The sequence below is a fragment of the Thermogemmatispora onikobensis genome (assembly GCF_001748285.1).
Classification (GTDB): Bacteria; Chloroflexota; Ktedonobacteria; order Ktedonobacterales; family Ktedonobacteraceae; genus Thermogemmatispora; species Thermogemmatispora onikobensis.
This window is the reverse complement of sequence record NZ_BDGT01000017.1, coordinates 17,336-31,763: the sequence shown is the minus strand read 5'-3', so window position 1 is coordinate 31,763 and position 14,428 is coordinate 17,336. Positions and strand designations below refer to the sequence as shown.

At 61.2% G+C, this 14,428-nt stretch carries 9 protein-coding genes; 6 read left to right on the top strand and 3 right to left on the bottom strand.

The annotated features are described in order from the left end of the window. Positions 1–44: 44 nt before the first annotated feature. Together BGC09_RS09510 and BGC09_RS09505 are read right to left on the bottom strand one after the other, a co-directional pair. Positions 45–557 carry a (2Fe-2S)-binding protein gene (locus BGC09_RS09510; protein ID WP_069803680.1) on the bottom strand — a complete coding sequence of 171 codons (513 nt, stop codon included), beginning with the start codon at positions 555–557 and terminating at the stop codon, positions 45–47. 218 nt (positions 558–775) lie between these two features. Continuing rightward, on the bottom strand, positions 776–2,452 hold the full coding sequence (locus tag BGC09_RS09505) for a mucoidy inhibitor MuiA family protein (protein ID WP_069803678.1): 1,677 nt from the start codon (positions 2,450–2,452) through the stop codon (positions 776–778). Positions 2,453–3,229: 777 nt separating this feature from the next. Between BGC09_RS09505 and BGC09_RS09500 the strand changes: the two genes are divergently transcribed. Next, the gene (locus BGC09_RS09500; RefSeq protein WP_069803676.1) at positions 3,230–3,919 is read left to right on the top strand and encodes a hypothetical protein; all 690 of its coding nucleotides are present in this window, start codon (positions 3,230–3,232) and stop codon (positions 3,917–3,919) included. Between the two features lie 81 nt (positions 3,920–4,000). On the opposite strand, the gene BGC09_RS09495 is transcribed toward BGC09_RS09500, so the two are convergent. Then, positions 4,001–5,305 (bottom strand): amidase, encoded by a 1,305-nt coding sequence (locus tag BGC09_RS09495; RefSeq protein WP_069803674.1) that lies wholly within the window; start codon positions 5,303–5,305, stop codon positions 4,001–4,003. 622 nt (positions 5,306–5,927) lie between these two features. On the opposite strand from BGC09_RS09495, the gene BGC09_RS09490 reads away from it, so the two are divergent. From BGC09_RS09490 to BGC09_RS09470, 5 genes are all read left to right on the top strand, one after another. Beyond that, complete coding sequence (locus BGC09_RS09490; RefSeq protein ID WP_141727709.1) at positions 5,928–7,832, top strand: BACON domain-containing protein; 1,905 nt, start codon at positions 5,928–5,930, stop codon at positions 7,830–7,832. A gap of 126 nt (positions 7,833–7,958) precedes the next feature. Further along, complete coding sequence (locus BGC09_RS09485; RefSeq protein WP_069803670.1) at positions 7,959–9,893, top strand: protein kinase domain-containing protein; 1,935 nt, start codon at positions 7,959–7,961, stop codon at positions 9,891–9,893. Positions 9,894–10,139: 246 nt separating this feature from the next. Further along, complete coding sequence (gene speB, locus BGC09_RS09480; RefSeq protein WP_069803667.1) at positions 10,140–11,021, top strand: agmatinase; 882 nt, start codon at positions 10,140–10,142, stop codon at positions 11,019–11,021. Positions 11,022–11,091: 70 nt separating this feature from the next. Further along, positions 11,092–12,219, top strand: a complete 1,128-nt coding sequence (locus BGC09_RS09475) for a hypothetical protein (protein ID WP_069803664.1) — start codon at positions 11,092–11,094, stop codon at positions 12,217–12,219. Between the two features lie 477 nt (positions 12,220–12,696). Beyond that, positions 12,697–13,524 (top strand): hypothetical protein, encoded by an 828-nt coding sequence (locus BGC09_RS09470; RefSeq protein WP_069803662.1) that lies wholly within the window; start codon positions 12,697–12,699, stop codon positions 13,522–13,524. Positions 13,525–14,428: the final 904 nt, after the last annotated feature.

Below are 14,428 nucleotides of genomic sequence, written 5' to 3'. Positions count from 1 at the left end.
AGCGGACAATAGCCGCTCAGTCCCACTGTGCCAGCATGCCGCCGTCAGGGCCGCAGAGCAGCATCGGGCTGCCACTCGTCTTTGGGCACGGCAGACAGACGCTCCGCCGCGGCTTCGATCGCCTCGTAGATCTTGGTGTAGCCGGTGCAACGGCAGAGGTTTCCAGCAAGAGCCTGCTTGATCTCTTCGCGCGTTGGATGGGGATTCTGACGCAGGAGGGCTGCAGCAGAGAGGAGCATCCCAGGAGTACAGTAGCCACACTGAGCCGCTCCCAGCTCGGCGAAGGTCTCCTGCAGTGGGTGTAACCTGCCCTGCTCCTCCAGTCCTTCAATGGTCGTAATCTCAGCGTCCTGGACCTCTAGCGGCAGTGTCAGGCAAGAGAGGACCGGTACGCCGTCGAGGAGCACGGTACAGGCGCCACACTCGCCGAGCTCGCAGCCATGTTTTGTGCCGATCAGCCCAAGATCCTCACGCAGGACCTCCAGCAAGGTCCGATGAGGCAGCACCGCCACCTCATAGCGTTCACCATTGACACGCAGGGTAATCAGTTCGCGCATGTGGTCTCCTTTCGGCCCGATGGTCATCACCAGGGTGACTCAGAGAAGACTCCTCAGTGAGTACCCCGGCTGACAGGGGAGCCGATCGGGTTCTTTAGATAGTGCAACCCTGTGTTATTATAACATTTTTCCTTGCATGCCATCTTGCCTCAGTGCAGCACTGAATCTGTAAAATGCACGCGGCTCCCCGTTCCACTCAGCTGAGGGCAGACCTCAAGTCAAGGAAGACCGATGACGCGCAAATCGCGCGGGTGCTCGACCACGAAGCGCTCTTCCATTTGCTGCGTGCCCCCAGCGGGCAAGATGAACTGCCAGGTAAGCTGCTCCAGCTTGCTGCGCTCCTGTGGCTCCGGCTGCAGAGAAACAATATTCACTTTGATGCGTTCGTGGCGCGAGACGGGCAGACGGTCCATGATCACGACGCGACGCTCGCCCCGGGCGAAGCTCTCCACTGTAATGCGGTAGGCATAGGTGATGCGTCGCAGGTTCCCCTGCAGACGACCGCCCTGCTCAACCTTGCGCTCGATCAACTCACGCCGAATGCGTACGGTGTCGTCGAGGCCAAGGAAGAGGCGGAAGGTTTGCCCAGGAGCGGTCAGGTCGATTTCTGTGGTGCCAACATATTCGTTATCGACGAAGATGTTGGCTTTGCCTTTGAGCAGGACTCCACCGCTGCTGTTCTCTACGGTGGCGCGCAGGTGAGCTGCCTCCTCCAAGGCAGGGATCGCAACCACTTCCAGCCGGCAGGGAAGTCGATATTGGGCAATGAGCGTTCGATGGGGCGAGCCGTCGGCGGGAATGCTGATGGAGCTTCCACAGCGATAGACCAGGGCAGTGGCCCGCTGCTCAATCTCGGCCCCCAGCTCGACGGCCTCCTCGCTGGCCGGCGCTTCTTCTTTGGCCTGGATCTGGCTCTCTTCGGAGAGGGCTGCTGCTGGCAAGGCTCGCTGCTGCCGTGAGCCGGGGCTGGGGCTGGGGCTGGGCATGGCATAGAACACAGGAGGGGACCCCGGAGCAGGGGCCGCCCCTACGAGCGGCGTGAAAACCGGTTGGAAAGTATCTACGTACCAGGGCTTCAGCTCGGGGAGAACCGTCGCCTGGGCTGGACGTGCCGTGGAGAGCGCCAGCGTGACCTCGTTCCAATCTTCACCGCTGTGCTGTTCCACCAGGCCAAGACAGGTGAGATCAACGTTGCTCTCCAGACCGCCAGCGCCGTCATTGTGATCCGTGAAGGAGAGACGCGCATCGTAGCTGGGATGCCAGGCGGCCCGTTCGATCAGATAGCTCAGCTCCAGGCTCAGCTCACCAGCTTGTGGCAGCTCCACGTTGACGAGCACGGCCAGACGGTCAGGATTGCTGCCAAGACGTTTCTGCTCCAGCTCACGTTTCTTAGCCTGCAACTCCTCTTGCAGTTGTTGAAGTTGGATAGCCACATCCTGGGAAGCCTCGGCATCCTGCAGCATTTGCTCCAGGAGAGCAGCAAAAAAGCTCTGGTAATCGCCCGGTTGTAAGCGTCCCTGGGTCAGACCCTGGATTAGCGTCGGCGCCTGCTCGCCCAGGGCCTGAACCCAGCGTCGGCGCTGCTCCAGGGCTTGCTGACGAGCCTGCAGGAGCTGCACCTTGCGATCCAACAGATCGCAAGCCGTCTGTAAGCGCAGCAGCTCTTGTTCGGGTGGACGCGGCAAGAAGGCTGTGGTCGTCTCAACACCGAGCAGGCGCGTTCCCGCTGGCCCCCTACCGCTCGCGCGCAGGGAGTCCTTGAGGAAGGGCGGCAGATAGTTGATGCGCAGCTCATGCTCGCCAGCCTCCAGGGAGAGGCCCCCCTGCCGCTTGACCAGGGCCCGATCACCATAGACAGTGACCTCAGTAATGCGGGTCTCTAGCTCAATGACCATACCCTACCTCCTGATGAGAAAGGCTGATTGAGAAAGGCTGATTGAAAGCCTGACCAGAGCAGCAAGCGCTCAAAGCCTTGGTCGCCTATACTGGCCCGTTTCTTTGCCTGCTGCCAGCTCAGAATCGGAACCAGGCGTCTGCTCTGGGAGAAGCTCTAGCGCGCTCTGCTTGCCAGCTCCCCTGCGAGCGAGATGATGGCGGCTGTCAACAGCAATTTCTTCTAGGAGAAACGCTCATCTCTGCCCTCCCCGGTAGATCCCTCTGAGCCTGCCGCCAGGTGAGGACTTCTCTAGCAGCGCCAATCTTGTCTAAGAGAGCCGCGCGTAAGGAAGATGGCCGTCAGTCGGTAGGCTCCTTTGCCAGCGCCTAAAGGCCAGACGAAGCAGTCACACAGCTTCTCAGAGTATACTCACCCCCTAAGCAGCATTCGCTCGTCTGCTCGCTCATCCTCCAGCCCAGCTTTTCAGCATAAAGTCATCTCTATTGCAGCAGGAACAGGAAGAGGAGGAACAATGTTGTTTGCTGGCACTATGCAACATCGTACCACCCGGCACTCTTGGTGTTCCCACCTGCTCAGGCTACTTAGTGCCTGCGGTGCTCTGGGAATCTGGCTGAGCATCGGCTCCTTGTGGCCGCTTGCTCCTTCGGCCACCATGAGCGCCGCTCACTCCCTCAGTGGCTGGCATCCGTTGGCAACACGCTCTGCCCGGACTACCAGGCCGCAAGCTGCTAACCAGAACCTGCTTTACCACGATGGCCCAGTGATGAGCCGTACGATGACAGCTTATGCCATCTTCTGGGAACCGGCTGGCTCCCAGGTCAGTGCAGGCTATCATCAGCTGATCGAACGCTACTTCCAGGATGTGGGCAGCTCCGCGCTCTATCACAACAATACACAATACGGCGATAGCAGCGGTCAGGTTCCCAGTGGCGCCAGCTTCGGCGGGTCTTGGACCGACCACCGCCCATATCCCTCCTCAACCCTGAGCGACGCCCAGATCCAGGACGAGGTCAGGCGGGCGCTGCAGACCCAGGGCTGGACTGCCTCGCTTGCCACCATGTTCTTTGTCTTTACGGCCCGAGGAGAAAACATCTGTTATAACAGCTACTGTAGCTTCTCTAGTTTTTGTGCCTATCATGGCTACTTCGACAAGGAGATAATCTACGCCGTCATTCCCTATACAGGCAGCGATCCCGAGGCCTGTGGCGTTCCCTCATCGCCAAACCACGATAGCGACGCCGAGAGCAGCATCAACGTGGCCTCCCATGAGCAGATGGAAGGGGCCACAGACCCGCTGCTCAATGCCTGGTACGATAGCCAGGGAAGCGAAATCGGTGACAAATGCTCCTGGGAGTTCGGATCGCCGGGTCCCGATGGGGGGAATGTCACCTGGAATGGCCATCGCTACCTTGTGCAGGAGGAATGGAGCAATCAGAGCGGTGGTTGTGTCCTCAGCGGCCCGTAAGCAGAGAGGGCTGCTGGTCTGCAACGGCCCGCCGATGCCAGCCGAACACCGACAACCTGAGCAGGCAGGAGCGAGTAAACATCAGGTCCGCTCAGTGACTACAGCCGCCAACGAACTGGCCCAGGTCAGCAGCTCCTCATCGCGCATCCAAGCAGCCACACACTGCAGGCCAAGCGGTAGGCCGTTCTCCGCCAGGCCCGCTGGCAGGCTCAAAGCAGGCAGGCCGGCCTGAGTCCAGGGCAAGTTCATAAGGCCACTGCCGGTTGTCTGCAGACCCAGGGGAGCCGGACCAGGGGCCGCCGGGGCCAGCCAGAGATCAATGCCCTCACGCGCCATCAGGGCCTGCAACTCGGTGCGCAAGATCTCACGCCCTGCTCGCGCCTCTAAAATCTCTTGAATGCCGATCGTCGCGCCTTCGCGAATAGCAGCCGCAGTCAGCGGACGGTAGAGGGCAGCATAGCGTTCAAACCAACGTGCATGCACCCGAGCCATCTCGGCATGGACCAGACGCAGATGGCGCTGATTGACAGAGGTAATATCTTGCAACGCTGGCACGCGCTTGAGGCGATAGCCCGCTTGCTGAAGGCGAACCAGCTGCTCCTCAAAGGCACGCCGCCCCTCTGGGGAGACCTGGTCAAGATATGGGCCTTCCGGCACCCCCAGCACAGGAGGAGGGAGAGCAGGGAGGAAGCCACGCCAGCCGCGACAGAGCAGAGGCACCACGCGAAGCAGCCCCGTGATGTCCTGAGTAAACAGACCCACGGTGTCGAGGGAAGGGGCACAGAGGACCAGGCCATCGGCAGAGATGCGTCCGAAGGTGGGCTTGAAGCCCACAACGCCACAAAAGGCCGCCGGACGCAGGACCGAGCCGATGGTCTGAGTTCCGAGCGCGAGCGGGCAGTAACCGGCAGCCACTGCTGCCGCGGAGCCGCTGCTGGAACCACCCGGCGTATGGAGGGGATTCAGCGGGTTGCGCGTTGGCCCCGGTTCGAAATAGGCGAATTCAGCACTGACGGCCTTGCCGAGCACGAGCGCTCCCGCTTCGCGCAGCAGGGTCACGCTGCTGGCCTGCGGCCCACTGAGAACCTCCTCCGGGAGCTGAGAACCGGCCCGCGTCGGGAAGCCATGCACGTGGAAGAGATCCTTGACGGCAAACAAGATGCCATAGAGCGGGGGCCGCTCGGTTGGATCAGGATACCGTTGTTGCAGGCTTATAGCCTCTCTACGCAGTCGCTCGCGTCTTCCTTCCTCGGGCAAGAGAGCGGCCAGCTTGGGTTCAGCTCGCTCTACCCAGTCACAGGCTTCCTCAATAGCGTTTATCAGGTCCTGGCGACCGCTGCTGAGCTGCTCCGCCTGCTCTTGCAATCGCACATTTCTCGTCCACATCCCCTTTCTAGGCTCCTTTCCTCATGTTCGGTGAATATTTCGTAACGTGCGCTCAGCCGACCAGACGCTCACTTCTGCACCGCCAGAGCACTTCTAAAGGCCAGGGAGGTACCTGGCGCTGCGATCTTCTTCTCGTAGTCTTTCTCGTCGACTGCCGCAGATTTCTCAGGAAGAATTTGCAGACTCCCTATTTACGACGGACTATGGTAGACTAGACACAGTTTCTCCGAGCACAAGAGCGATTACGCTGCGCAGGAGGGTCGCAATGCGCGCCTGCAACTATTGTGGCACGAAGCTGCCAGATCATGCCAGATCTTGTGGACACTGCGGGCAGCCTCTGCCCACAGAGGAGCCAACCCAGCCACTTCAGGCCAGGGACGGTATCGTTATGAAGCAGCCGTCCAGCATCGCATCTGGTTCAGTTCGGACCTCTGCCGGTGAAGGTAGGGAGGAAGAGCCTGAGCAGCAGGATGAAGCAACGCGGCCACTGCCGCTGGAACAGGAACCAGGCCCTGTTGCTCCACCCGGCCTTTCAGACGATGAGACGATCTCAGACTGGTGGCAGACGATCCCAGAGCCCCTTTCCTCTCCCCCCTCAGATGAGGACGGAGGGCCGGCCCCTTTGCCCCTTTCGCCTTCCGTAGAGGCTACCTTTGTCGCTCAACAGGACAACCGGGCTGCTCAGGAAGAGGAAGAGCCTCGGCGTCGTCGGACCTGGATTCTGCCTCTGCCCCTGCCAGGCGGGGAAAAGCTGGTAGCCAGTCAGGGGCAGGTGCCCCATGTTCAGGGCAACCCGCCAGCCCCTGTGCCCTATGTGCGCGGTAGACCTCCCCACAGTCCCAAAGCTTCGAGTCACGGCGAGGAGATTACCAGTTTCCAGCCGCGAGCTGAGCAGCCGCTGGCCCAGGCTGTTCTCCCTGCGGCCAGCCCGTCTACCTCTCGCCGTTCCTGGCAGCCGCTCGCTCGTCCGAGCAGCGGGCCACCGGCCTGGTTGACACTCGCCCTGGTCGCCTTCTGCGCCGCTTTACTGATTACGAGCAGCACTGTGGCCGCGGCCTTTACTATCTGGTCGCCCACGCTTGCCTTACTCTCTGGCAGCTCGACCGTGACCCCGGGTGGTTTGTTGCACTTGCACGGCTCCCATTTCTTGCCCGGTAGCACGGTGACTCTGACGCTTGATCACCATCTTCCCTTGCATTTCAGCAGCAGAGCGGCCCCGCAACAGCGGCCACAACAAGGGGTTGTCTCGGCTGAGCTGTTCGATGCAGCGACACTGGTCTGGCAGGCACTAGAGGGGAATAGTCTGCAGACACGAGGAGACGGGACTTTCGATGCCACGCTCACCATCGATCCTGCATGGCCCCTGGGTCAGCACTCAATCCAGGCCCAGGAGACACTAACTTCCCGCAGCGCAAGCCTGACCTTTACTATTGTGAGAACCAGCCCGACGCCCTCGACGACCAGCAGTCCGACACCAACAGTGGAGGTTAGCCCGACTAGCTCGCCAACAGCGACAGCTACGGCAACTGCCGCCCCAACGACTCCCCCTCCCAGTGGGGGACTGAGCTGCGTTAATCCCTCAGCCGTGACTTTTGGTCCGCTGAGCGCCGGCTATAGTACGCCTGTTGAGCAAAACATCACCCTCTGCGCCGCCGGCAGCGGCGCCGTTGGTTGGAGGGCCAGCTGGGATAACCAGCAAGCCCCCTGGCTCTCTATGAGCGCCACCTCGGGTCTGCTGGCCGCGCCTGGCGAAGAGCAGATTAGCCTCAGCGCAAGCACCAGCACCCTGGCGGCGGGCCGCTACAGCACCGAGATCAGCTTCAGTGACGACGCCGGCCATCCTGCCCTGCTCCTGCAGGTGACACTGATCGTGGTCAAGCCTTGCCTGAGCGCCTCGCCTACCTCGCTCAGCTTCACTGCTGTGGCCTCCACCAGCGACCCGGCACCTCAGACCCTGACCATCCAGAGCTGCAGCGGCCTGGAGAGCTGGTCGGCCACCCTGCAACTGGAGACAAAACAGGTCTGGCTGCATCTCAGCAGCAACAGCGGCACCCTCAACGCGAATCGCTCAACCTCGGTCACGGTCTCTGTGAGCAGCCTGCAAACCAGACTCGCAGCGGGAAGCTACCAGGGGCAGATTCTCCTCAGTAGCGGGCAGAGCCAGCTCACCATCCCCGTGACACTGACAGTACAGCCTGCCCCGGCGCTGGTTTTAGACTCTCCGCAGTCGGGCACGCTTCAGGCAACTAGAGATTGCCAGCTTTCCAGTTCTGAGACCAGCTGGCAGTGCCTGGTCACGATCGAGGCAGCAAGTCAGAACGCCGCTGCGCTGAACTGGAGCAGCTCCAGCAGCGGCATCAGCGGCGTTACGTTTGCACCCGCCGCCGGGACCCTGCCCCCCGGCCAGAAGGTGTCGATCCAGGTCTCGATCCCTACCAAGGCCTGCCCATCTTCCGCTCTGCTACTCTTCGAGGGGCCAGCCAATAGCATCCAGGTCACCTGGAGCTGCACCCCTAGTGTCTCCTGATACGCAGGAAGCCAAACGGAGGCATGCGCCAGAGGGAGCCCGGCCTCGTGGTCTGCCACGAATGATAGACCACGATGTCCGTCGAGCACGCCGGAAGGAGCGATCTTTCTAGCAAAAGCAGAGAACATGATGGATAGCGACGCATTGATTGGGCAGCGGCTCGGTGCCTATCTGATTGAGCATAAGCTCGGCGAAGGAGCAATGGCGCGAGTCTATAAGGCTTACCATTCACGACTGCGGCGCGATGTGGCTATCAAGATCATTCGCCCGGAGGTGGCGGCGCGCCCCGGCTTCGCCGCCCGCTTTGAGCAGGAGGCTCAACTGATTGCGAGTCTAGAGCATCCTCACATCGTAGCTGTCTACGACTTCGGCGAAGCGGACCTTGGCCAGCTCGGAACGATCCCTTACCTGGTGATGCAGTACGTCGGCGGTGGCACCCTGCGCGACCTCCTGCGCGACCGTCGCCCTCTTGACCCAATGCTGGCCATGCGCTACGCCCGCGACCTCGCCCGCGCTTTGCATCTGGCCCACGAACGCGGGATCGTTCATCGTGACGTGAAGCCCCAGAACATGCTCTTGAGCAGCGGCCCGCAGCGCCAGATCTTGCTCTCCGACTTCGGAATTGCCAAATTGCTCGACCGACGCGCCATCCTGGCGGCTCGTAGAGACGGGTCGCCGCTGTCTGGCCAGAGCGAAGAAGATGGTGAGCCGACACAGCCGGAGCTGGAGCGCCCGCAGCTCACCAGCGCAGGCGAGCTCATCGGCACGGCAGCCTATATGGCTCCAGAGCAGATCAAGCGGCTCCCAGTCGACGCACGCACGGATATCTATGCCCTGGGAGTAGTTCTTTTTCAGATGGTGACAGGGCATCCTCCTTTCGAGGCCGATAGCACCCTCGGTCTGCTCTATCAACATGTTCATCGCCCAGCACCAGACGCCCGAACGCTCAATCCAGCTATCTCAGACGACCTGGCCCACATCACTACCCGCGCTCTGGCCAAAGCTCCCGATGAGCGCTTTCAGTCAGCAGCAGAACTGGCTCATACACTGGATCTCCTGCTGTCGCGAGAGAGCACGACCATTGCTTTCCCAGGCCGAGAGGGGGACGCAAGCCGAACGCCCAGCCAGTCAAACAGAGCCAGCGCTCTTGAGCTTGCAGCAGCTCAGGCCAGCGAGGCTGGCGAGCTGGCGGCTCCGGTCCAGATCACCTCTGCCCCGAACCACACAGAGACGCCACCCGTTGCGACCTCTGCCCTCACTTCGGTGCTCAGACCCACCAGGGCCCACATGGACCCCGCCCCCAGTTCTCATCAGGCCCTGCCCGCCTCTCCGCGAGGTCACCTCTGGCACCATCGCTGGCTTTCCTTCACCCTCGGTGGGCTGGTGCTTCTCCTCCTCATCGCCGCCACGCTCATGCAAGGTCAGCTGAGCAACTGGCTGCCGTCCGTGAGCACATCAGGCCCCGCTTCCGAGGCCGTGGCCCGGCCCTTTACGGATACTTTTCAGAACAATCAACAGCGCTGGACCGTCAGCGCTCCCGCATTCAGCACCGCCATCGGCAATGGCCACTATCTGATCACGATCGACCAGACGCCACCAGCCACCTACTACTTCCCCTATCCCCAGGCCGTAGGCAGCCTGCCGACCAACTTCACGCTCCAGGCCCAAATACAGCGCCTGGCAGGTGGGGAAGAGAACTGGTACGGCCTGGCTTTCCGCCTCCATCCCGAAGGGAACTACGTTTCCTGCTATGCCCTGGTCATCGACGGTGCTGGCCACTACGCTCTCTGGAAGTTTGATGCCCACGCGGATCAGCCCGGTACTCCCTTAGTACTGGTGAGCGGGGCCTACTCTCCCCGTCCTCATGCTCCCGACACTCTGGAAATCAGCGCCCGCGGAGATACCTTCACGGCTCGCATCAACGCGGTTCCCCTGGATTTCAATGCCCCAACCCAGAGCGTGAGCGATCGCGGCGGCTACAGCGGGGGCAGGGCCGGCCTGCTGGTGACTGGGCCCAATGCCCGCTTTTCGATCACGCGCTTCAGCCTCACACTCCCCTGACCCGAGCGCGCCCCAGAGCTGGAGCAAGGCAGGGGCAGCACGGCGCAGCACGGCGCAGCAAGCAGCGCCCTTCCGCCAGTGGGAACCGCCACCCGCCACCCAGGCCCAGGGGCGCCAGCCAGCAGAGTCAGCGAACCTCACCCCACCGAAACGCCTGGAGAAGAGTCCTGAGAGCTGGGCAGGAAGAACCAGTTATGATAGAGTACAAGACGGTGCGTAGATGCGAGAGGAGGTTGCTTCTTTCTCATGAGAGAGCCTATCATCAGGCAATTTCTGGACGAGCCACAGTATAGCCATCCTGACAAGGCACGGGTAACCATCATTCCGGCGCCGCTTGAATACACCGTCTCATATGTGCCAGGGACACGCCACGGCCCCCAGGCCATCCTGAATGCCTCCAGCCAGCTGGAACTCTACGATGAGGAGCTAGAGTGCAGCCCGCTTGAAGAAGTGGGCATTTACACCCGCCCAGCCCTGGACTACCAGGGACTGGACCATGCCAGCGCGCTGAAGCTGACCGGCCAGGCTGTACGTGAGGTTCTGGCACGAGGCCAGTTTCCTCTGGTGATCGGCGGCGAGCATTCGCTGTCCCTTGAGCCGATTGCCGCAGCGCGCGAGTTTTTTCCCGACCTGACAGTTATTCATATTGACGCACACGGCGATCTCCGCGCTGAATACGAGGGGTCCCCTCTCTCACACGCCTGCATCGCCAGGCGGGTACTAGAGCTGGGCATCCCCGTGCTTGAAATCGGTATTCGCAGCATCAGCGCAGAGGAGATGGATTTTCTACGCAATGGGGCCGATGCAGCCATTGTCTGGGCCCGCGATCTCGCCCGCGGCCAGGGGCGTATTCCCTGGGAGCGTCTGAGCGAGCACACCTATCTGACCTTCGATTTGGATGCCCTCGATCCCGCCGAGATGCCCGCCGTAGGCACCCCAGAGCCAGGCGGATTGAGCTGGTACCAGACGCTGGAGTTGTTGCGTGAGATCTACCGGCGCACAACCGTGGTAGCCCTGGATGTGGTTGAGCTTTGCCCCATCCCCGGCCAGATCCGCGCGGATTTTCTGGCGGCCCGCCTGATCTATAAGATGATTGGCTACCGGTTTTCGGCCCGGCTACGCGCGTAGCGTAGATCCCCAATAGTATCCACCAACACAACCGGCAAGAACCAGCGAGGCTAAGAGCACGGGAGGAGAGATGAACGGAGAGAACAGCGAGCAGGGCTTTGGCCTCCCAATCAGGGGACAGGCAAAGACAGGGATCTGGGCCAGCGAGAGACCCAGGCACTACCTTGATGAACACCGCTCAGAGCGGTACCGTAGCCGGTCAAAGCTGCCAGGGCCTTGGCCGGAGGGCAAGATCGTCTGCTTGCTTCTGCTCTTGCTGCTGGCCCTGCTGACAGCCTGCGAATCCAACACGAGCGAGCCAGTAGCAGGCCAGGCCCACTTGCGCCAGCTTGATAACGGCACTATTATTTACGATAGTAGTGCTGAGACTGTCTTGCTGCGGACCTTCCGCGGTGGGGGCCGCGAGGGAACGCTTAACCTCAGCCCGCAGTTGAGCATTTACGGCGATGGTAGCTATATTCTCGGCCCCGGCCTGCAGATGCGGCAGGGACATCTGAGTCAGGAGCAGCTCAGCCAATTGCTTCATACGCTGGTGAGCAGCTACGGGCTGCTGAACTTTCAGCGCCAGCAGTTCTACGAGGTACCTGATCAGGATGCGGTCTTGCTCCAATTCAACGTGAATAACCAACACTATCAGTTTCTCTACAGTAGCTTTGGACAGCGTCAGGAGAGCCAGCAGGATCTCGACGAGTACCAGCGCCTGGGCAAGGCACTCACAGCGATCAACGAAGCCGTGAGCCAGGGATCAACGGCAGCCTATAACACCACGCGCAAAGCCCTGCTTGTTCACCAGGACTTCAGCCCCGATCTGAGCCAGTCGATCCCAACCTGGAACGTCCCAGACTTTACGCTGCACCAGCTCGCCCAGTTCGAATGCGGCCCGGTGCCCCAGGATATCACAGGACCAAACGCTGACTCAGGCTGCCTGACCTTTACGACGCCACAGCGAGCTTTGCTCCTCACTCCCGAGCAGAGCCGCACCATTGGCAACCTGCTGCATGGAAAGCCGAGCGGGGAATTTTACGAGCCAGCAACAGGGTTATACTATACAGTAATGCTCCGCGCACTCCTGCCGGATGAGCTGAATCAGGGGGTGCTGGCCATGTACGGTAGCCAGGACCTGACCTACAGCGGGGTGCCACTGCAGCAGGGACCGCTTCCAGCTACGGCCTCTTCCCAGGCCCCTAAGCTCAGTTAACAGCGTAGCAAGCAAGCGGCACCAGACGGCACAGGTTGGGTCAGGCAAGTCAGCCCACGTATCGCTGGCCATCGATGTTGTCCACAACCAGTCGAGCAGCGAGGGAGGACAGACAGGTCATGGCGTAGTGTGGTATACTGAGTCACAGAGAGTAAGGTCCCTCCACAACACCGCTAACGCAGCGTGTAACGCACGCCAACCATGAAGCAGGTACGTTTGCCGATGTAAGGTCGCACCAGGACTGGCAGCCTACGCTCAAGCCACGCTCAAGAGACGAGCACGTAGGGATTTCTCCTTTCCTGGCTGCACCGTCTACCTCGTGATTACTCTACCCCTCAATGGGACGAGCAGAAAGGACATATGACCAGAGAATTCGAAAACAGGCGAAGAGATACTTTTCGCTTTTCCGCTCGCAACCAATCGTCAGCCAACGGCAGATACAATCAGGAGCGCTCTGCCCGCCCGAAGCGCCCTCGTTTGAATCGTGAGATTGTCGACCGGGCCTGGCAGATGGGTGCTCGCCTGCACCATCCAGATTATCAGCCGCGCGCGGACCTTTATGGACCTTCCTACTTCCAGTCGACCAGCACTCCACCCTATCGGTCCAACGCTTCCTGGACACCGCCGCTGCTGAATCGCTCGCCTCAAGGCCAGCCGAACCGACGATCCCGGGGCCGCATGGCCGGAACGGGGAATACGGGACGCGGTGGTCCTGGCCCTCGTGCGCAGCAGGGACCGCGCTCTCACGAGCGAGAGCTGGGAGGACCCCCCTTCTCTTCTCATAATAACGGTAACGGCCGCTGGCAGTCGGGAAAGCCCCACCGGGAGCAGCCCCACCCGCGGGGAGCACCATCCTCCCCGCGCAGACAGCATGGCTCGACCTATGGACCAGATATCGAGCCATTTAAAGGTGGCGGCAAGCACAATGGCGTCTATGAATACAACGCCCCCTATCCGCGTACTGGAAACCGCTATTCGCCAGCCTCCGTGAATGGCTTTCGTTCTTCGCCTCCACCTGGCAACACCCGTGCCGCTCGCGAGCGCGGGAGCGGGAAAGCTGAGAAAGAGAAGAAGAACCATAGCAAGCGCGATAAGGCCTTCTGGGAGGAGATTTCGCAAGAAACCGATCACCTGCTCGGGCGCCTCCCACTCAATGGTCATCAGCCAGCGTCGTCGGCTGAGGGGTCTCTTACTCCGTCGCAACCAGCAGTGCCCGACCTTCCTGGCTCCCCTCAGACCGATGATCACCCGACAGGGCTAGAGACGCCAGATCACACCAGCGCACCTCAACAGCAAGAGGACTAGCCCACGCTGTGCCGACCTTTGACAAGTGAGCAGAGGAGAGACCATCTTGCCCAGTCTCATGGCCCTACCTTGTCCCTCTTGCTCCGCCTGTCTGCTCGCCTGCCTGGCAGCAGGTTGGGCCGCCAGCCTGCAGCACAGCGGCCTTGCGCCGCTCACCAGGAGAAGGAGCGCCCGCCCACACTCGAGAGGCTGGCTGCTCACACTCAGGTGGCCTGCATGGCAGACGTCCAGCAAGCGCCTACCTCGTCGCCCAAGCGGCCCAGAGCTGGGTCTGCACCTTCCCTACGCCAGCCAGCACTGGCCGCCACGCCAGACAGAGGCCATCACCAACACCGGAACGTCGCCCGTATCACAGCGCGGCAAACACGCTAAGCGAGCGGGAAAGGTTCGACAGCCAAGGGAGGAACAGCAGCAAGGGCCATCAAAGACGAGGGGCTCCGGGTGGGATCATGGATAAGGCATGCTATAATCTGAAGGGAGGTACGCACAGGGGCGTGGTTTCTTCCCGCCCCTGTGTGCATGTTGGGGTACTCGTCACATCCCTGTGATAGAAAACGTCAGGCAAGCTGGCAGGAACTTGTTCCTTGGCGTATTCTTGCTTGCTCGGTCGCTCGCGAGACTGAGGAGCGTCACAGGAGGAAGGAACCACAAGCATGCAGGCTCTCCTCTCTTACCCTGCATCCTCCAGCCAGGAGTCCGACCCGCCTCTCGCTCCGGCGGAAACGGGGGAAGACGAGAGACCGCCTGATCCTGGCCCGCTCGGCGCAGTACTCTCTGTACTTTGACTGTCTCAGGGCCAGCTTGGCCCGCACTTGAACGTAAGGGCTAGCTCTAGCTCGTCAGAGGCGGCAATGGAGGCCTGCGGGGCCTCCGTTCGCCCGTTGAAGGTGATGAGCACCTCCTT

Bases quoted from the DNA above. Each gene is read 5' to 3' on its own strand.
- BGC09_RS09505 (WP_069803678.1), bottom strand. From the start codon at position 2,452: ATGGTCATTGAGCTAGAGACCCGCATTACTGAGGTCACTGTCTATGGT.
- BGC09_RS09510 (WP_069803680.1), bottom strand. From the start codon at position 557: ATGCGCGAACTGATTACCCTGCGTGTCAATGGTGAACGCTATGAGGTG.
- speB (WP_069803667.1), top strand. From the start codon at position 10,140: ATGAGAGAGCCTATCATCAGGCAATTTCTGGACGAGCCACAGTATAGC.
- BGC09_RS09495 (WP_069803674.1), bottom strand. From the start codon at position 5,305: ATGTGGACGAGAAATGTGCGATTGCAAGAGCAGGCGGAGCAGCTCAGC.
- BGC09_RS09485 (WP_069803670.1), top strand. From the start codon at position 7,959: ATGATGGATAGCGACGCATTGATTGGGCAGCGGCTCGGTGCCTATCTG.
- BGC09_RS09500 (WP_069803676.1), top strand. From the start codon at position 3,230: ATGACAGCTTATGCCATCTTCTGGGAACCGGCTGGCTCCCAGGTCAGT.
- BGC09_RS09475 (WP_069803664.1), top strand. From the start codon at position 11,092: ATGAACGGAGAGAACAGCGAGCAGGGCTTTGGCCTCCCAATCAGGGGA.